Source organism: Pleomorphovibrio marinus (assembly GCF_003347495.1).
GTDB classification, from domain to species: domain Bacteria; phylum Bacteroidota; class Bacteroidia; order Cytophagales; family Cyclobacteriaceae; genus Pleomorphovibrio; species Pleomorphovibrio marinus.
In genome coordinates this window covers 124,365-143,908 of the sequence record NZ_QCXY01000006.1, presented here as the reverse complement: position 1 = coordinate 143,908, position 19,544 = coordinate 124,365, and the positions used below count along the sequence as shown (strand labels likewise).

The window sequence follows — 19,544 nt, the reverse complement described above, 5'->3', positions numbered from 1 at the left end:
CTATTACCTTTGAAAAAAAAAGTGATTTTTTTACTTCAAAAGTAAAAATAACACCACAAATTCTATGGACTGTCTTAGGTGAAAAAGTGCCTTCTTGATGTGGTTTTCTACCGTAAACACTGAAAGGCCAGTCTTTTGCGCAATTTCTTTATTGCTCAAATATTTAAATCTACTCAGCTCAAATACTGCCCTGCACTTTGTAGGTAATTTAAGAATGGCACTTTCTAAAAGGCCCTTTGTTTCTTTCTCGTCTAGGTATTCTTCTGTAGAAGAAACGGAAAAAAAGTCCTCTACAAGTTTCAATTGTTCCCTATTCCACTTGTTTTTCCTAATTTCCTTGGCGATTTGGTTTCGTGCAGCACCAAAAAAATAGGCCGAAAGCATTTGAATCTGAACCTTATTTCTGTTTTTCCAAAGGTCGAAAAATATATTTTGAACCAGGTCTTCTGCAATTTCTTTGTCTTGCATCACCTTGTAGACAAACCTAAAAATTTGATCAAAATACCTTAGGTAAATTTCTTCAAATGCCTTGGCATCATCCCTGTCTTTTAAACTAGTTAAAAGTTGCTGGTCATTATGGGTCTTATAAATATTCAATTAGATTACTAGATTATCATATGCTATTTAGGTGGATTTTAAAACATTTCCAAACCTTTAAAAAAAATTCGAAGCTTATTTTAATTGGATTTTTTGATGGAAAGGTGTAAAACCCGTTAAAAACACAGTAGGAGCATTCATTTTTGGCAAAGCACCTCTTATGGCGACCCAGGTATGCTCCTGCCTGCCAGGCCCAAAAAGTATTTTTTCACCCTCTCTTTCATAGATTCCTTCTTCACCAGACAGGAAATAGGTTTCTGGCAAATCTTGATAAGGTTGCACCCCCTTCAATTCTCCTCCTTCCCTAAATATCAACTCCAAGGCTACCGGTACATGATCTGTACCCGCTATATCAATTTCCATTTCAAACCCACCAGTAATTTCTTTAATCCTCACATTGGTATGTAACTTCTGAACTTCCGACGTTTTGCGATCAGTTCTTGGCATTTTGGACCAATCCCCGTCACCAGAAACCTCCCCCTTCTCAAAAGGCTGGTAGTAAGGCCCCTCCAATTCGCTGCTCAGCACATATACACCATCCTTTTCTTCAAAACTATCCGCCTTAAACTGCCCCTTCCCAAAAAAGGCACTTGCCAGCCTCACCCCTTGCAACACTGTCTTCCTTTTGTGAAAGGTGAAAAATACCGGGTTGTCCAAAAGAATGCTGCCATCATAATTTCCTCTTCTGATGCGAACTAATCCAGAATGCAAAAATTTGCGCACATAGTTGGTCGGGAGGGGTTTGCTTGGCGGCAACTCCTCCCAAAGTGAGGTGTCTTCCAGGAAGTAATACAAAAACCCAGATGCCTTTTCAAAAACGGAGTTTTCAATAAGCTTACAGGCCGCAGCAAAGTGGCCATTCCTATCCCTAAGTGCCATATAACGGTATGGGTAATAGTACCGCTCCAAAGTAGCAACTATAGAATTATCCTGCCTACCGGAGGCCTCCGTGACAATCTCCCCATTCGGATGGAGGTAATAAAATGTCATTTCCAGGTTCTTTCGCACATATTCCAGAAGATTAAATTTTTCAAACCCTCTTGCAGTGGAAATAAGAACCCTGTCGCTCAAGGAACTGTAGATGTAACTGCTTTTTTCTTCATATTGCCCATCAGGATCCATGTCAATGCCTTCTGCCAGCCACTGCTCCGCTCTTTCTAAGTACCTTTGGTTTCTGTTCCATTGATACAACTCAGCCAATGCACCACATACCACCCATCTGTGGTTGGGGGTGTGAATGCCTCCAATCACTAATGCCTCGCCCGCATTATTAAAAAACCGATATAAAGGCTCCTCCAAAGACTGTTTGTCGGGTAGATCGGAATGCAAAAACACCCTGTAAATGGGCATCAACCATTTGACTATAAAAGCAGTATCAGGAGTGGAGTGGAAGTTAGTCGTAACCAGGTCAATGGTACCATCCTCGTGTTGTACTTTTACTAAAAAATTAGCACTTGCCGATAATTTTTCCAGTAATTCAGGATCCTTATAATAGTCACTGCTCTTTGCAAGCAGTGCGCACAATCCTGTTTTTAGGAAAGCAGTAACCGAATGGGCAGTAGCCATCTGGTAACTATCCTGAATCCCTCCGAATTGATGGTGGGAGGGCTCATCGATAAATTGATCCAAAAGCCTGCTTACATTGCTATCATTTACCTTTATCAGTTCCAATAACCACTCTGGCATTTCTTCCTGGTTTGGCAATGCCAAAAAATTCAACCATTCCGGTTGAACTGGAATTAAGGGGGATAACATGGCAAGCTTTCCTGTTTTTTGGAAAAATTTCCTTCTCTTCATTTGTCTCTCAATTTACCGATGACCAATTTACTCTTCAAAAGCCCACTTGACCTGTTCCCATGGCACCTCTCCATCATTACTTTGTACTGGCCCAGCATTGCTCCTACCCTCTCTTATCAATTGGACTATCTCTGTTTTTAATTCCTCCACTCTTTCAGGTTGCATTTCCAACCTGTTTTCCTTTTCTCCCGGATCAGAAGCCAAGTCGAATAGCTGGTAAGGAGGTAGCCCTTCCAGTCCCTGATTGGTCATGGGCTCACTCCATCCCCCGGATCCAGGCCACAGAATCAACTTCCATTTATCCCTTCGAATGGCAAACCTCCCCTCTATGGAATGGTGTATGATAGATTCTCTTCTCTCGTAACCCCTTCCTCCACGAATTACATCCAAAAAACTAAAGCTATCCTCTCCCACATTCACAGGCAGTGTGCTATCCATCAATTCTGCCACTGTAGCCATCAAATCCGTGGTGCAAACCAAACGGTCAGAAACCCTAGGGGTTGCTACAACTTCCGGCCAGTGTACCAGAAATGGTACTCTATGCCCACCTTCATAGATATCGGCTTTATGCCCCCTGTATATGTGACTTGGGTGATGCCCTACTCTTTCCAACTCCGGAAAACTAGCCCTGGGTGAACAGCCATTATCGCTAACAAAAATCAGTAGGGTGTTTTCCAGTTTACCAATTGCCTTCAATGCCTGGACCACTTGGCCCACCACATCATCCACCTGCAGCATGAAATCCCCATATAAATTGGTGTTACTTTGGCCCATAAATTCCGTAGTGGGCAATATTGGAGTATGAGGGGCTGGCAATGCGAAATATAAAAAGAAGGGGGAGTCACTAGCTCCATGTTCATGGATAAAATCTATGGCCTTTGTGGTGAGGTGAGGTAATACCTTAACATGATCAAAATCAGCTCCGGTCTCCCCTTCCCTCCAGAAGCCTTTTTCATCCATATTTCTCGTTATCCTGTTTGGCGCAGCAGTGACGGTGTCATTTTGAACATAGACGTAGGGGGGCATATCCAAGGAACCGCTAAACCCATAAGAAAAATCAAAACCGGCACTTCTTGGGCCATTTTTTATAGGTTGGCCATAATCAATTTCAAATACATTTCCCAGATTATCCAAACCCTGAGTTTCATCGGAAAACCCCCAATCCCACCCCAGGTGCCACTTACCCAAAAATGCAGTATGGTACCCGTGAGACTGAAGGAAATGTGCCACCGTCAACCTTTCAGGCTCAATCAAGGGTTTTGAATAGCCACTCAAAACCCCCTTTTTCAACCTAGACCTCCAATTGTACCTTCCTGTAAGAATTCCATAACGAGTAGGAGTGCACACCGAGGAACTGGTATGGGCATCGGTAAACATAATCCCATTTTGGGCCATCCAGTCTATGTATTTGGTATCGATTTTGGAGTCTGGGTTGTAGGCAGAGACATCCCCTATTCCCAGGTCATCAGCTAGGATATAAACAATGTTTGGTTTGGTCTGGGCAAAGGTAGGACTTAGGACAAGGTAAAGGGTATAGCAAAGAAGAAGTCGCATAGTTGAGTTTGGGTTTAGCCTTGAAATATACGGTTTTCAAAAGAGGATTGCCATAGAAAAAAGGTTAAAACAGGAAATAGTCTTAGAGATTAGCATATGTTTGTATGGAAAATCAGGTAGCACCAACAAAAACAGCTATTTATTAGTTTAGGCCTTAAAACGTTCCCATGAAATGCCCATGAGAAAGTATTCTCACGCAGGGGGATGATTATCTAGGGCATTCCGTCTGTCCACTGAAAAACAATTATAAACACATGAAAATTTTCTTCACTATTTTTATGCTTTGTATAGCCTTTTCCTCCATTGCTCAAGAGGAGGATACAATGGCAACCCCAATTTTAGGGGAAGTACCACAAAAAGTCCAAGATATCTATAGACCGATGGTGGATGAGGTACAGGTGGAAGTTTGGGTGGATAGCCTTACCATTCCTTGGAGCTTGAGATTTCTGCCTAATGGGGATGCCCTAGTAGCCCAGCGGCCGGGAAGTATCATGAGGATTCCGAAAGATACTAACCAGCCTAAACTTTTTCTCGATGTGCCTGGTGTGGTACATGAGGTCGATGCTGGTCTTATGGGTATGGACCTTCACCCCGATTTTGAAAACAACGGATGGATTTATATCATGCACGCCTATAGAAATGAGCAGGACGAGTTGCTTAGTAAAGTAGTGCGCCTAAGCCACAAAACCAATACGGCAGAAGTTGATAAGGTGATTTTAGACAATATTCCTGCATATGCTATTCACTTGGGGGGAAGGATTGCCTTTGGGCCGGATGGGATGCTTTACATCGGCACAGGAGATATGTCCCAGCCCTTTGTGGCGCAGGATTTGGACCACCTAGCCTCCAAAATATTGAGGATTACCCCAGAGGGGGAAATTCCAGAAGACAATCCTTTTGAGAACTCCCCTGTTTATTCCTATGGCCATAGAGTGGTTCAGGGATTTGCCTGGGATCCACAAACCGGTACTTTTTTCAACTCCGAACATGGTCCTTCCGGGGCAAAAGTGGAAGGGGATGTAAGGTACAGAGATGAAATCAACAAAGTGAAGAAGGGTGGAAATCATGGATGGCCGATAGTGGTGGGTGCCCCGGGGATACCTGAATACCAAGACCCACTAGTGATGTGGAACCAAGCCGCAGTGCCCCCTGCGGGAATGACCTTTTACAAAGGAGACCTTTTCGTGGCCTCCCTTGGGGGACAGGCCTTAATCAGGATTGTCTTGGATAGGGAGAATGAAGACTACTCGGTCAGCAGGATGGAGCGCTGGTTTTCCTATGCCCCTTCCCAAGGTATTTATGGTAGAATGAGGGATGTGGTCCAAGGCCCGGATGGACATCTCTACGTGACCACCAGTAACACAGACGGAAGGGCACCGATGAGGATCCATGACGATAAGATTCTGAGGATTAAGTTTAAGGAATGAAGCCGGTTTTTTGGAGTAGTTACGGGTTTTGATAACTCCTAACATTACCATTTTCCGTTTTTTAAACGCATGGCTCATTTATACTTCAGAAATCAAAAATTGAAGGTAAAGGAAAAGAGTATACTAAGTAATTACGGCCTTAAACCAGGGGTCAGGTCTGCCCTTCATGTTTTCGCTAAAGGCCAATATGAAGTAGGGACAGATTGGAAAAAGTAGATGAGGAGTTGTAGAAACCCCATTGCGATTCCTGAATGCGAGCAGCCATCTTCTTTTTATATATCGCAAATGTTGATTAAATTCACCCAAAAAAAATGGAGACCCACACCATCTTAGGCGCCAACGGAAATATTGGCATTCATTTGGCCAAGATTTTGCCTTCCTCATCACGGCAAATTCGTCTTTCTAGCCGTAACCCTCAAAAAATCAATTCTGAAGACAAGCTGGTTCCGGCCGATTTATTAAAGGCAGAAGAGGTAAATGACGCCATCTTAGGAACCCATGTTGCCTACTTAGTGGCGGGTCTTCCATATGCCACAAAAACCTGGAAATCCCAGTGGCCAATAGTCATGAAAAACGTGATTGACGCCTGCGCCGCCCACCATGCCAAGTTGGTATTTTTTGACAACATGTATGCCTATGATCACAACTATGTAGGGGATCTCCATGAAGATACCCCCATGGCGCCTAGTTCTGAAAAAGGCAAGGTAAGGGCGGAAATAGCCCAAATGCTAATGGAGGCAGTAGAAAAAGGGAAGATCCAGGCCATGATCGTCCGCGCGGCGGGATTCTATGGGCCCAAAGCAACACAAAGCTTCCTCAATATCTCCGTAATTGAAAGAATGAAGGTCGGTAAAAAAGCCCAATGGCTCTATGAAAAAGACAAGCGGCAGTCTTTTACCTATATTCCGGATGCTGCTAAGGCCACAGCCTTCCTCGCCCAGCAAGCCGATGCATGGGATCAAATATGGCACCTTCCCACAGACGGCACCTTCCCCACCGTGCAGGAAATCGTAAACTTTTTAAGCAAAGAACTTAATACATCAAACAAAGTACAAGTCCTTTCCCCATTGATGATCCAGCTATTGGGAGCTTTTATCCCGGTCCTGCGTGAAGTGAAGGAACTTAGCTACCAGATGGATCGCGATTTTTGTTTTCATTCTGAGAAATTGCAAAAGAAGTATGGACTTGCGCCTACGCCCATTAACTCCGGGCTACTTGAATGCCTTTAACACACTCTCCTAAAAAATAAAAAGGTGGCAGGGTAATTGTTGTTTTTAGGTCAACCTTTTTTGCTACCATTCTGGTAGATCTTTTGTCCCAAAAAATTACCATGGAGTTTAATAATGTTGCATCTAAAATTGCATTAATCACAGGAGCCAGCAAAGGGCTAGGTAGGGCATTAGCCATCCTTTGTGCCAAAAAAGGATATGACCTTTTTTTGGTGTCCTTGCCTAATTCGAACCTACCTTATTTGGCCGAACAAATAAGGCTACACTACAAGGTCAAAGCAACGGCAATTGAAATGGACCTGACCGATGAGGAGGAAGTGTATCACTTAGCCCATACTGTAAATCAGACAGGTCCCCTTCACGTCTTAATCAATAATGCAGGTGCAGGTGGTACAGTTCCTTATGACAAATCACCGTTGGACTATCTAGAAAATTTGATAAAACTAAACGTAAGGACTGCGGCAGTACTTACGCGGTTAGTGATGCCCGCACTCAAAAAAGCTAGGACAAGTTATGTGTTGAACGTCTCCAGCATGGCCGCATTCTCTCCGATCGGTTATAAGACAGTTTACCCTGCCAGCAAAGCTTTCCTACTATCGCTTACCATGGGGCTAAGGGAAGAATTCAAATCCACCAACATCCATTTTTCCACCGCCCACCCCGGGCCAATGCTAACAACATCGAGTAGTTGTAAACGTATCATTAAGCAAGGTGCCAAAGCCAGGTTTTGTTTACTTAACACTTCAGAAATTGCAAAGATTAGCCTTGAAAGCATGTTTAGGGGTAAAGCGGTGATTATCCCAGGTTTTGGAAACAAGGTGTGGTTTTGGTTTATGAAGTTATTTCCTAAAAAATTCGTAAAATCCGCTATGACCCAAAGCGTGAAAAATGAATTGAAAGAGAATCGAATACAAGAATCAGCAAAAAGTTCCACCACCACGGCATGAGGGTATTAGTAACAGGGGCCGCTGGCCTATTGGGAAGGCACATCGTAAGCGTATTATTGGAAAAAGGGCATTTTCCTGTCGCCTTAGTAAGAGAGACCACTAATTTGGAAACATTGGAGGGGTTGCCCATTACTTTCGCTTATGGCACCTTAGAGGATAAAGAAAGTTTGGCATTGGCCTTAAATGATTGCGAAGCGGTCATCCACGCAGCTTCCATCCATAGTCATCCAAGTAATGATTATGCTGTTTTTGATCAAATCAATATAATAGGAACGGAAAACCTGGTAGAATTAAGCCTAAAATACGGGATTAAAAAGTTTATCTACGTGGGTACGGCAGGTACCATCGCTCCCGGATCAAAGGATAATCCCGGGGTGGAACTGGATGATTTTGATTCCTTTCATTTAGGCTCCTCCTATGTGAACAGCAAATTTATTGCAGAGCAATATATCTTGGAACAAGTGGAATATCAGGAACTTGATGCCCTGATCATCAGCCCTACTTTTATGATAGGCCCCTACGACAGCAAACCCAGTTCTGGTAGAATGATTCATTTCTGGGCAAGGAGCAATATTGTTGCAGTACCTCCGGGAGGTAAAAACTTTGTGGATGTGAAAGATGTGGCCGAAGTGTGTGTGAAGGCATTGCATTCACCCCTTAAAGGGGAAAAGCTGTTGGTGACGGGTGAAAACCTTACCTATCAGGAATTCTTCGAAATACTGAACGACCTTACCAGCATTAAAAAACGTCTTGTCCCCATTCCTAAAATCATTTTTTATGCTGCCGCTGGCATCACCCAGTTTTTTAAGGGGAAGAAGGCAGAGTTTAACCTCACCAACGCCAAACTTTTAGGGAGAGACAATTATTATGAAGGGCAAAGGGCATTAGAGGTGTTTGATTACCAAAGAAGCCCTGTGAAAGAGGCAGCAAAGCAGGCCTTGGATTGGTTTATCGAAAATAATAAACTAAAGGTCAAGTAGATAGTACCGCTCGAGTTTGAAAAACCTGTGAATCATTGATAAAAGAGGCATTTCTCAATAAATTGCCCCTAATATGGCTAAAAATCAGACCAATAAGCTAAGCAGAAGGGGTTTTTTGGGATGGATCTCATCTGCTGGGGTAGTTTCACTGATCCCTCATGCCGCGGCCCATTCTTCCCTAATATCTACACACCCACAGAAATCAGGGAAAGCGATTTCCCCCAAGCCTTTTTCCTTTCCCAAAAGACGGGAATTAAACCTAGATCCAGCGAGATGGATCTGGTATCCTGCAGAACGGATTTTGCCCAATTCATTTTTTCACTTTCGAAGAGAAATAAAGATAAAAAAGGCCGTCAGAGCTGCCAAAGGCTGGATTTTGGGAGAAAGCAGGTACCTGTTCATGTTAAATGGGATACGTATCCAGTTTGGCCCTGCGCCATCCGACCCCAGGTTTTCTGAGGCCGATCCTTTGGACTTAAGCGCAGGGCTGCAAGAAGGGGAAAACGTTTTGGCAGCCACCGTAGTCTATTTTGGCTTTGGAGACGGGGCATGGCCCACGGGCAAAGCGGGTTTTATTTTTAAACTGGACATTGAATACCAAGATGGTGATATGGAACATGTGGTGAGCGATGGGAATTGGTCTGTACAATATGCCAGGAGTTGGCCTGCGGGAAAATACAAAAGATGGTATTTGAGATCACTGCAGGAAGTCTTTGACAACCGGCATTATCCCCATGGGTGGAACAAACCCGGTTTTAAGGAAGACAATACCTGGCAAAAGGCAGCCCTTTTTTCCAAAGAAGGAAATAGTACTGCCCTAAGTTCGTCGATCTCGGATTATCTGTATGACAGTGGCGGAGACATACAGACCCAACTGCGAAAACGAAGCGTGCCCCTTTTGCAGGAAAAAACCATGGATTCCTTTTCCATAAAAGAAGCTCATTATGTCGACTGGAAAGTCCCTGTTGAGGAGTATTTTGATTTTAAAACTGCCAATGCCTTTCAAGCAGGGGAAGTCCTCATGGAATTCAAACCAAAAAATGGTAGATGGACGTTTGCTCCTCCCAAAGGTGAGGGTCAAGGACTTGTAATCTCCTTTGAGCTCAATGAACAGGCCATTGGCTGGCCTTATTTCACCATAGAAGCCGAGGAAGGCACAAATATAGAAGTAATGGTTCAGCAAAGCCACCGATTACTTAAGGAGGGTGGGCCTCCCCTTATCAACAACAATTTCCATTCTTGGACGCGGTTTATCTGTAAAGAGGGGGAAAACAAACTAATAACCTTTGATTACGAGAGTGTAAAGTGGATTCAATTGCACATACACCATACCAATAAACCTATTAGCATAACTAGTATTGTTCTGAAAAGGAGGGTATATGATTTTCCCTACCAACCCCAAGTGGAAAGCTCTCATGAGGGGCTCAACACCTTGCTTAAAGCCTGTGTAAACACCGTTTGGAACAATAGCCACGAAACCATTGTGGATTGTGTGGGCAGGGAAAGACAGCAATACAGTGGGGATATCGGACACATGCTTCATGCCTTGCACACAGGGTTTGGTGAAAGCAGGCTGCCCTTTCGGTTTGTGGACACGTTTAGTCAGGGGCTGACCTTGGGGGATTTCTTTATGGACAGTTGGCCTGCCTATGACCGCCTCAACAGAATGGCACAAAGACAACTGGGTCTGACACCCTGGGGAGTTTTACTAGACCATAGCGTGGGATTTTGCTTTGATTGCTGGCATCATTATCTATATACGGGGAAAAAGGAGGATTTTGAGGAGATTTTTCCGAGGTTGCTGAGGTTTTATGGGTTGATCAAAAGGTCACTTGAAGGAAATTCACTCCTTCCGGTGGAAAATCTGGGAATGAACGCCGTATGGATGGATACCGATAGCTACAAATCCGATAGGGATAAACAATGCGCCTATAATCTGTATGTGGCCAGCATGCTAAAACAGGCTTTGGCACCTTTGGCAGAAGCTTTTGGAGAGACAAACCTACAAAAAGAAATGCTAGCAATTTCCGAAGATTTGGCCAAAAGAGTGGAAAGCCAGTTCTATTCTCCAGAGGAAAAACTTCTTATCATCAATTTGCCTTGGGCAACGAAAGACGGCGAAAAAAGAACCTGTGAGAGATCCTTGGCCCACTGGGTTTTGGGCGGGTTTGCTCCTGATTCCACTTTGGAAAGTATAAAAAAGGAATTGGCCAGCAAGCCTGAAAGATTGGGAAGGTGCTATCCGGCTAATGTGATTTGGCTATACTGGACATGGGCCGCTTTAGGAGACACACAGGAGATCATGGATGATTTCGGGTTTCGATGGTTGGAGATGCTCTCGGTGAAGGAAAACAACACCATTCAGGAAAGTTGGAAAGCAGAAAAGGATACCCAAAGCCAATTGAGCCACTCCGGGATAGCGCCGTTCTTTGCCAGCTATATGTGTTTTGCCGGTATCACCATGCTCAACCCCGGGGGCAGCCTGGTACAAATTAAGCCTCAGTTGGCTTCGTTGGAGAGTTTGCGATTGACCTACCACACTTCAAAAGGCACCTTGAGATTTGAGGCTTCCGGAAAACTTGGGAACAGGAGGCTAAAGTTATCCCTTCCACATGGAGTGAATGTAAACCTCGTTGTGCCAACAAATGAGCAGCTTCCGAAGGGGATAGAAAAAATCACCAAAGGTCAGAACGGTTGGGACACCTATAGATTAGAGGAAGGAAAGGATTGGGAAATTGGGTTGAAACATGTTTAGTAAGATTTGAGAAATCGGATGATGGATTTACATTGGATTTTAAAAAATTCACTGAAGGGTAAAATTTCACACAATTATCCTACTACTCAAGCCCTCTTTATTTACCAGCCCAAATACCCTTTTGGCGCCACACCATTCATCCTCATATACACCAGGCTATACCCTCTATGGTGGATACTGTGGTTTTCCACAATGTCAAATAGCCTCCAGACAGGCATCTCCTCTCCTCCAAAATCTATGGTTTCCTCCATTTCTTCATTGGACTTTGATTCCAATACCTCTTCCAGAAAATCATACATTCTGTGGACTTCATGGATGGTTCCTTCCTTATCCAACTCTATTTGTTGATCCTATCCCTTGTAAGGGCTCTCCATACCCAGCCTCCCAGCCACCTGATCACAGGAAAATATGGCGCTATGGAGATAATGCTGCGAAAAACTCATGAATTCAGGGCTTGGCCTGAACCTGTACAGGCTGTCCGGCATTTGCTCCAAGATGGCAAGCGTATATGATTTGGATTTCTCCAAGGTCTCCAGGTTGGATTGAACATGGTCAAAGGTATTGGCTGATTGCCCTTCATCTTCCCTGATAGTATTAGTCGTATCACAGGCTGTAAAAAGGAAAATCAATAGGCATAGGTTTAGGAATGATTTCATCGTTTATTTTATTTTACTTCTTTGGTTGAATTAAGGGGTGTGTTTAGCCAAGATGGAAAATACATAAAAGAATAAGCCCTCAAGTTATAAATTTTTTTATGGGTCTTCAAAAAACCATGTCGGTTAAAAGAGGATAGGCAGTGAACACACTGCCTATCCCTATCCTTAATGAAAAACTCTGATATGATCTTACTTTTTCAGGAAAAGCATAAACCCAAACAAACTCACCACTAGAACCCCAAGTGCCGAAACCATCATTACTAGATCCCTGATGGTCTTACCGGCCCAATCCATAAAGAAAAACTTATGCAGTACCGCAAATGTAAACCCCCTGGCCCTATCCGGGTTGGCAATGCTTGCGGCAAGTCTGGAGGTACCAGTTTCTATATAGTGTGCATGTTGGTCACTATCGCCAAATTCAATTTTCTGTACGGGTAATCTTTTAAAGATAAACCCGTATTCGTGATTAAATTCCCTTTGTTCCTCCACCGAATTTAAGGATGGCTCACTAAGCTTTTGTCCCATCTTTTCCGCAAAAATACCGCTTAGGTAGATGGCATACTGTTCGTCCCCATTTTTCAATTGACTTCCATCGGAGGCATTGAAATATTCCCAAGTAGGGGGCTGACCTTTACCCTTAGATATTCTAAGCTGATAATAGTGCTGACCCTCCATTTTGACGATCCCAAAGTTGAGTATGGAAGAAGATGGAAAAAGTAATTCCTCTAAGGAAGTGTTAATCGCAGAGGTCTGAAGCAAGGGCTCATACGCCATAGAGGGAAGTACATTAGGGGTGTACTTTGAGGTGGCTTGATATGCCCCGCTGAATGCAAAAGTCAGCGTTACCAAAGCTGTGGCTAAGCCAATCTGCCTATGGTATTTTCTTAAAAGTCCTTTTTTGTTTCCTGAAGATGGTTTTTTAAACCTGTTCCACATAAAACCATAAATGACCAACCCGCTAATGGAAGAGGCAGCAATGATTCCCAATAGCAAAATCATGACCGTGGTTCTCCACCAAAGGTTGGAAATCCCCTCCAGCCAGGACCAATTGTGGAATGTACTAAAAAACCACAGGAAAGCCTTTCTGGAGCTGGTATTGAAAGTGCCTAACTTGTCCGAAGCGGTGTCCACATAAATCGTCATACGATCGCTTCGTTCAACATCCAGTCTCCATACCGGCAGCAGCCTGTTCACATATTTGTAGACATTATCAAATTCCTCTTGAACCACTGCCGATAGCATGGGGCTTTCATGATCGTCCATAAATTTCCTGGCCAGGTACTCGGAATATTGCCTATCAGCGTCGGGAAGGGCTTCTCCTGTCTCGGTGTTCACATATACCCAATTATCGTCCCTCGTTTTAATCTGATAAAAGGTCTGATCCTCCCAATTGACTGCCCTTATGGATTTAAATTCACTTGCCCCTATCGATTCTAGTGCCTCCTTGGGCTGAACCATCAGACTTTCCGGCACTATGGGATTGGGAATAAGAAAGGTGTTGGCAATCTCTGGTTTAAAGAAATGCGCCATAAAGGGGTGCATAAGCCCTGAAAGTGTCCAGGATATTACCGGCAGAATGGTAATGAGGCCGATGATGCTATGCCAATTATAAAGGCCTTTGATTTTACGATTTCTTTTTCCCCTTGTTTTGTGTTGGGGGGAGTTTACAGTTGTTGTTTCCATGATAATTTCTAGGTTACAGGTGGTATTTTAAGTGCAGTCCGGCATAATAATTCCTTCCCCAGTTCAGGTTTAGATAGGGAATTTGGCCTGCCAATGGGCCGCTGGCAATAGGGTTGGGGTTTAATGCGGGACTGTCGGAGTACAGTTGATCCAGCAAATTATTCACACCCACAAACACATTTGCCTCAAACTTGGCATTCAGGTATCCTCTCCAACCTGCCTTGGAAGACACAAAGGTGAAAGCATCATTAAATACAGTGTTGGCATTGTCTATGGGCAGGCGATCCACCCATTCCAAATTGGCAAAAAGATACAGCCCGTTTCTGGCACCGACTTCAAGGTTGCTGAAAATCCTGGAAGGGGCGTTGCCCGGTACCCTATTTCCGGCAAGGTCAGTTTCTACCACTTCTCCACCTTGGGCTATGCTTTCCCTAAAATCCACAAAGACGGTTTCTTGCAGCGTAACCCCAAGTGTAGGCATAATGGTGGCAATAAACCGGTTAGGATTCTTTATCAAGTCTGATTTGAAATAAGCCTCCACACCGGTGTAGCTGGTTTCCCCTGCATTTTCCCGAATGGCGAATCCTATCTCAGGAGTCCTTGTGAGAATTTCATCGGTGAGGTTCATCCTGTAGATATTGACATCATATTCCAGCCAACCCTTTAAGGCCTTTCCCCTACTACCGATTTCAAAATTAATTGCCGTTTCTTCCCTTAAGTCCAAATTGACAGTGCCATCCGGGCGGTTGATGTCCCCGATGGCCGGAGGGGTAAACCCTGCTGATATATTACCATGTATGGCAATGTTTTTCTGAGGGCGATAATTAAAGGCCAGCCTGGGAGCCACGAAGGGGTCAAAACTCCTGAGTTGGCGCTCTGCACCGGGTAAGGTAAGTTCCAAATTCCCGAACTCATAAAAATTCACGCTCATGCCACCTGTAAGGAGTAGCTTTTCGGACATTTCTATTTCAGCTTGGCCGAAAATGATGCCATTATTCACCACGGCTTCCCTGTCCCCGGTGACGGCCGCAGTAGGCCTGCCTTCCTCTATTCCATAAAAATTGGTCTTAACCACACCTGTGAGGTATTCTCCTCCCAGGGTAAGAAAAGCCTTTATATCTAAGAGGTTGGTTTCATGGATAAAGCGTGTTCTCCCTCCCACATTCTGGTTCCATTGATAGATATATAGAAAATTGATCGGATGGTCGAGATCAGAGAAGGACATGGTCAAGGAGCTGATATTTTTCCACTTGTTGTTGATTTCCCACTCATTGCTAATTCCCATCCGGGTGAAAGTGGCAATCCTTCCCGTATTTTGAAGCACCGACACAGGCAATGCCTGCCTGGGATCCTCCTCGACCTGCTCTCTGGTGAGGGTACCTGCTGCCCTGGAATCATACTTGTTGCGGTTGAAAAAGAAAGTCGTGGTGTTGTTGTCCCCATTGGTAAAAGTGCCAAGAAATGTGGCAAAGTCCCGCTGCTCCTGGGAGTGCTCCCTAAACCCGTCAGTGGACTGCGTACCGACGGCGGCCATAATATTTACCTTGTCATCACTCAAACGGTAGGTACTTCCGTATCGCAAGGAATTAAAGGAGCCTAACAGTGAGAAGCCTTCCACACTATGTTCCCCATAGGGAGCTGATTGGGTTTTGATGTTCAATACCCCTCCCACAGAGGCCCCATAAATACTGCTGCCTGGCCCTTTGATGACTTCCACTGTTCCTATAGAAAAGGGGTCTATGTCTTCCCAAGCATTGGTGCCATCTGCATTGGTGAGCATAAGGTCGTTCAGGTAGATTTTGATCCTCCCAGTCTGGCCAGGCCCTCGCGCTCCCTGCCCTCTTATAGAGATGGTGGAAGGTCTTAAGACATTGGCACCCCGTACCTGAACCCCCGGAATGTGGTTCAGCATTTGGGCCAAATCCGTTTTATCCGCCCGGTCAAAGTCCCTGGGGCCTGCGATGGCGATAGCTCCTGTGGATTCCAGTAGGGATCTATTTTGCTCAAAGCCCACCACAGTCACCTCCGCCAAATCCACTGAGGTAGGATTCAGTATTACCTGTCCCGAGCTAGGGAAATTGGCAATAGAAACCAATCGTGTTTGAAAACCCACAAAGCTGAATTCAAGGTTTCTATCCTCCTCATCCGTATGAAGGCTGAAATTTCCATCCCTATCGGAAACGGTACCCGCTTTACCCCCTTTCACAAGGATACTTACCCCTGGAATTGGTTCTTGAAGTTCCGCATCTATTACTTTTCCTTTTATAAGATTTTGTGCATGCAAAGAGCCCAACATGGCGAGGGACGCAATGAGAGTCACTATTATTTTGATTTTCATTTTTATCTGAGTTAGTAATTGAGTATTTATGCTTTTACAGCGATGAACCTATGATTCTTCGCCTAAATTGAATAAACTCAGATTTTAGGAGGCTTGTCAATGACCGAATAGACCATGCTGTTCATGATGATCATCCATGCCATACAAACCGTACATAGTGCACGTAGCATACTCATAGCACCCATCGTATTGATGGGGTTTGATAAGTTGAAAATTTAGGTAAACCGTGAAAACTTCCAGCACAGGAAGCCCTATGGCAAAACAAAAAGAAGGTCTGTAAGGGTTTTTAAACCTGGGGAGGCTTTTCCAAAGTGTCAGAAAAGTAGTTGGGGGCAAACTCTTTGTATCCGGTTACTGCATTTACTTGGAATGTGAATGAAGTTTGGAAAGAGATCAAAGTAGAAGCATTAGCGATATACTGCCCAAAATCAGCAGAGAAAAAATGCTTATCGGCTTGGTTTCGCTTTTCTCTTTCAGCTTTCAGTTGCTGGGCAAGGTAACATTTGCCGTCACAATTCAGCTCGGGTTGTGCTTGGTTCACACAAAATTTCTGGATGATTTCCGCCTTGTTCCACTCGTAAGCCCCCTGAATGACAGAATAAACCATCCCGTTCATCAGCAGCAACATTCCCAGAGATATGTGAATAAGGCTTTTCAACATTGATGCAAATGTAAGGGGTATTTTCTAAAATAGTAAACTACTCAATCCATTTAATTCCCCTTTAACCCTAACTACCCTTTGCCCTAACTCTTTTTATTTTAAAAATAAATGACCTTCTTTGCGGCTGTTCTTTGATTTAGTATTTCATCAACGCAAATCAGGTTCGGCAGAGATGCCGATTAATAAGGAATCATGTGCAAATCATGAGCTGTCCCGCAACTGTAAGTAACGCATAAATTTCCACCCAAGTGAGTGCCATTGTCCTAATGGAAATAGGATGAGAAGGCCGGTGTGAAATGTTACAAGCCAGGAGACTTGCCTTTTTTGTATTGACAAATGCCCTCGTGGATTGGGGTAAGGGTCAGGATTGATGACACATTTAACACTACAGCTACTCCCCTAGTAATATGGGATCGGTATATCTAATTGTGTCCATTCTTTTTTTATCCCCACGAGTGCCTTGCGAAATGTTAGATCATAATTTCTAATATTTTAATCATTAAACGCAATGCTAACACACAACTTAGGCTACCCGAGGATTGGTAGCCAACGTGAGCTCAAAAAAGCCTGTGAGCAATTTTGGGCAGGAAAGATTCCCACCGAAGAATTGGAAAAGGTCTCTAACTCCCTTAAGGCCAATAACTGGGAAGTGCAAAAGGCCGCTGGCCTTGACTTGATCCCCGTTAATGATTTCTCATACTACGACCAAGTTTTGGACCTTTCCATGCTGGTAGGAGCCATTCCGGAGAGATTCCAAAAACTCGCTTCGGAAAAATCACCCCTTGACCTATATTTTGCCATGGCACGGGGCTACCAAAAAGAAGGGTTTGATCTTAAACCCCTGGAAATGACCAAGTGGTTTGAAACCAACTACCACTATTTGGTACCTGAATTTAAAGAGGATCAGACTTTCACTCTTCAAGGCCATAAACCATTTGAAGAGTTTACTGCGGCGAAAAAATCAGGGGTTAGTCCCAAGCCCGTACTGCTTGGCCCCATCTCTTACCTTTTACTTGGTAAGGAGAAAGAAGCTGGTTTCTCAAGGATCGATTTATTGGATCAATTGCTGCCCACCTACACCGCAATTCTCAAAAAATTTCGGGAGCTGGGAGCAGAATGGGTGCAAATCGACGAGCCTTGCCTGTCGCTGGATTTGAGCGATCAGGTGGAGGAAAAATACCAGCAGGTATATGATCATTTCAATGCTGAACTACCTGAGTTAAAGGTTATCCTTGCCAATTACTTTGATTGCTTTGGGGACAACTTGGACAGAGCCTTGAGGCTTCCGGTGGAAGTGCTTCACCTTGATTTAGTCAGATGTCCTTCCCAACTTGATGATATACTTTCACACCAATCACTGGCCAATCAGACATTGTCCTTAGGCTTGGTGGATGGAAGAAACATCTGGAAGAACCGCTATAGGAAGTCTCTGTCCATGATCGAAACGACTATTCAGCAAATCGGTAAAGAAAGGGTTTGGCTGGCCCCTTCCTGTTCATTGCTGCACTGCCCGTATGACCTGGACGATGAGCAACGCCTTGACCCGGAAATCAAAGGTTGGTTAGCTTTCGCCAAACAAAAAATTGGAGAGCTGAAAGATCTGAAAATGATAGCATTAACTCCATACGCAACCAATTCACGGCAAAAACTGCAAGAAAATGACGAATACATTAATAGCAGAGCGAGTTCCACCAAAATCCACAACCAAAAAGTAAAAGCCGCCATATGGGCTTTAAAGGAGGAGGATTACAAGCGGAGTTCGGCTTTCTCCACCCGACAAAAAATCCAAAAAGAAAGATTTATCCTTCCCTTATACCCTACTACCACAATAGGCTCATTCCCCCAAACCAAGGAGCTGAGATTACTAAGGTCTAGATTTAAAAAGGGGGAAATTAGCCAGGCTGCATACACAGGGAAAATAGAAAAAGCCATTGCAGAGGCATTGAAATGGCAGGAAGAAATCGGCCTGGATGTGTTGGTTCACGGAGAATTCGAAAGAAACGACATGGTGGAATATTTTGGGGAATTGCTGAACGGTTTCGCCTTTACTCAAAACGGCTGGGTGCAGAGCTATGGCAGCCGGTGCGTAAAACCCCCCATCATTTATGGTGACGTGAGCCGCCCCAATGACATGACAGTTAAATGGTCGAAATTCGCCCAAGACCACTCTGCGAAACCGGTAAAGGGCATGCTAACTGGCCCTATCACGATATTGCAATGGTCGTTTATACGGGATGACCAGCCAAGGTCTCAAACGGCAAATCAGATCGCTTTGTCCATCAGAGAAGAGGTGAAATCACTGGAAAAGGCAGGAATCCGCATCATCCAAATCGATGAGCCCGCCTTCCGGGAAGGCCTTCCCTTAAGGCAAAAAGATTGGGCAAATTATCTGGATTGGGCAGTGAAGGCATTCAGGCTGTCCTCCAGTGGCATCCAGGATCAGACGCAAATCCACACACACATGTGTTATTCCGAATTCAATGATATCATCACTCACATTGCAAATATGGATGCCGATGTGATTACCATAGAAACTTCGCGTTCGGAAATGGAATTGCTGGCTGCATTCCAGGACTTTAAATACCCTAATGAAATCGGGCCTGGGGTGTACGACATCCATTCGCCAAGAATTCCAAAGCAAAAGGAAATCATCGATCTAATTGCCAAGGCCAAATCCTTTATCCCTAAAGAAAACATCTGGATCAACCCGGACTGTGGGCTTAAAACCAGGCAATGGGAGGAGACGAAGGCAGCACTGTCAAACATGGTAGAGGCCGCCAGGTTACTAAGAAAATTGGACTCATAGGCAACCGTCTAATTACAATAAATCCCCGGACGATTTTACTGTACCGGGGATATTTCTCTTCCATTTTTTTTACCTGATAAATTAACCTGGAAAAATCAAAAAAAATAGAAGCTC

15 protein-coding genes and 1 riboswitch are annotated in these 19,544 nt (G+C 44.2%); of the genes, 7 read left to right on the top strand and 8 right to left on the bottom strand.

Annotation, left to right across the window (positions count from 1 at the left end; translation table 11 throughout):
• Positions 1 to 30: 30 nt before the first annotated feature.
• The 3 genes from DB520_RS15885 to DB520_RS15875 form a co-directional block, all read right to left on the bottom strand.
• Entirely contained in the window at positions 31 to 597 is a 567-nt protein-coding gene (locus DB520_RS15885; RefSeq protein WP_114750715.1) for an RNA polymerase sigma factor, read from the bottom strand.
• 75 nt (positions 598 to 672) lie between these two features.
• Positions 673 to 2,394: a hypothetical protein gene (locus DB520_RS15880; protein ID WP_114750714.1), complete on the bottom strand. Its 1,722-nt coding sequence runs from the start codon at positions 2,392 to 2,394 to the stop codon at positions 673 to 675.
• 27 nt (positions 2,395 to 2,421) lie between these two features.
• Positions 2,422 to 3,948, bottom strand: coding sequence for a sulfatase family protein (locus DB520_RS15875; RefSeq protein ID WP_114750713.1), 1,527 nt, complete (start codon positions 3,946 to 3,948; stop codon positions 2,422 to 2,424).
• Between the two features lie 254 nt (positions 3,949 to 4,202).
• Between DB520_RS15875 and DB520_RS15870 the strand changes: the two genes are divergently transcribed.
• The 6 genes from DB520_RS15870 to DB520_RS15850 all read left to right on the top strand — a co-directional run bounded on the left by DB520_RS15870 (position 4,203) and on the right by DB520_RS15850 (position 11,286).
• Positions 4,203 to 5,375 (top strand): PQQ-dependent sugar dehydrogenase, encoded by a 1,173-nt coding sequence (locus tag DB520_RS15870; RefSeq protein WP_232835010.1) that lies wholly within the window; start codon positions 4,203 to 4,205, stop codon positions 5,373 to 5,375.
• A 69-nt stretch (positions 5,376 to 5,444) separates the two neighbouring features.
• Positions 5,445 to 5,591, top strand: a complete 147-nt coding sequence (locus DB520_RS26725; RefSeq protein WP_157972118.1) for a hypothetical protein — start codon at positions 5,445 to 5,447, stop codon at positions 5,589 to 5,591.
• 95 nt (positions 5,592 to 5,686) lie between these two features.
• Entirely contained in the window at positions 5,687 to 6,604 is a 918-nt protein-coding gene (locus DB520_RS15865) for an NAD-dependent epimerase/dehydratase family protein (protein ID WP_114750712.1), read from the top strand.
• 101 nt (positions 6,605 to 6,705) lie between these two features.
• Positions 6,706 to 7,551, top strand: coding sequence for an SDR family NAD(P)-dependent oxidoreductase (locus tag DB520_RS15860; RefSeq protein ID WP_157972117.1), 846 nt, complete (start codon positions 6,706 to 6,708; stop codon positions 7,549 to 7,551).
• Positions 7,548 to 8,531 carry an NAD-dependent epimerase/dehydratase family protein gene (locus DB520_RS15855; protein ID WP_114750710.1) on the top strand — a complete coding sequence of 328 codons (984 nt, stop codon included), beginning with the start codon at positions 7,548 to 7,550 and terminating at the stop codon, positions 8,529 to 8,531. Before DB520_RS15860 ends, DB520_RS15855 begins: the two co-directional genes overlap by 4 nt.
• A 73-nt stretch (positions 8,532 to 8,604) precedes the next feature.
• Complete coding sequence (locus DB520_RS15850) at positions 8,605 to 11,286, top strand: alpha-L-rhamnosidase-related protein (RefSeq protein WP_114750709.1); 2,682 nt, start codon at positions 8,605 to 8,607, stop codon at positions 11,284 to 11,286.
• Positions 11,287 to 11,387: 101 nt separating this feature from the next.
• On the opposite strand, the gene DB520_RS15845 is transcribed toward DB520_RS15850, so the two are convergent.
• From DB520_RS15845 to DB520_RS15825, 5 genes are all read right to left on the bottom strand, one after another.
• The gene (locus DB520_RS15845) at positions 11,388 to 11,621 is read right to left on the bottom strand and encodes a DinB family protein (protein ID WP_114750708.1); all 234 of its coding nucleotides are present in this window, start codon (positions 11,619 to 11,621) and stop codon (positions 11,388 to 11,390) included.
• Between the two features lie 15 nt (positions 11,622 to 11,636).
• Positions 11,637 to 11,942 carry a DinB family protein gene (locus DB520_RS15840; protein ID WP_114750707.1) on the bottom strand — a complete coding sequence of 102 codons (306 nt, stop codon included), beginning with the start codon at positions 11,940 to 11,942 and terminating at the stop codon, positions 11,637 to 11,639.
• A gap of 189 nt (positions 11,943 to 12,131) precedes the next feature.
• A complete protein-coding gene (locus tag DB520_RS15835) occupies positions 12,132 to 13,625 on the bottom strand; it encodes a PepSY-associated TM helix domain-containing protein (protein WP_114750706.1) in 1,494 nt (497 codons plus the stop codon).
• Positions 13,626 to 13,638: 13 nt separating this feature from the next.
• A complete protein-coding gene (locus DB520_RS15830) occupies positions 13,639 to 15,963 on the bottom strand; it encodes a TonB-dependent receptor domain-containing protein (RefSeq protein ID WP_114750705.1) in 2,325 nt (774 codons plus the stop codon).
• Positions 15,964 to 16,249: 286 nt separating this feature from the next.
• Positions 16,250 to 16,624 carry a hypothetical protein gene (locus tag DB520_RS15825; RefSeq protein WP_114750704.1) on the bottom strand — a complete coding sequence of 125 codons (375 nt, stop codon included), beginning with the start codon at positions 16,622 to 16,624 and terminating at the stop codon, positions 16,250 to 16,252.
• Positions 16,625 to 16,766: 142 nt separating this feature from the next.
• A riboswitch (cobalamin riboswitch) is annotated at positions 16,767 to 16,961 on the top strand.
• Between the two features lie 171 nt (positions 16,962 to 17,132).
• On the opposite strand from DB520_RS15825, the gene metE reads away from it, so the two are divergent.
• Entirely contained in the window at positions 17,133 to 19,430 is a 2,298-nt protein-coding gene (gene metE, locus DB520_RS15820) for a 5-methyltetrahydropteroyltriglutamate--homocysteine S-methyltransferase (protein WP_114750703.1), read from the top strand.
• Positions 19,431 to 19,544 lie beyond the last annotated feature (114 nt).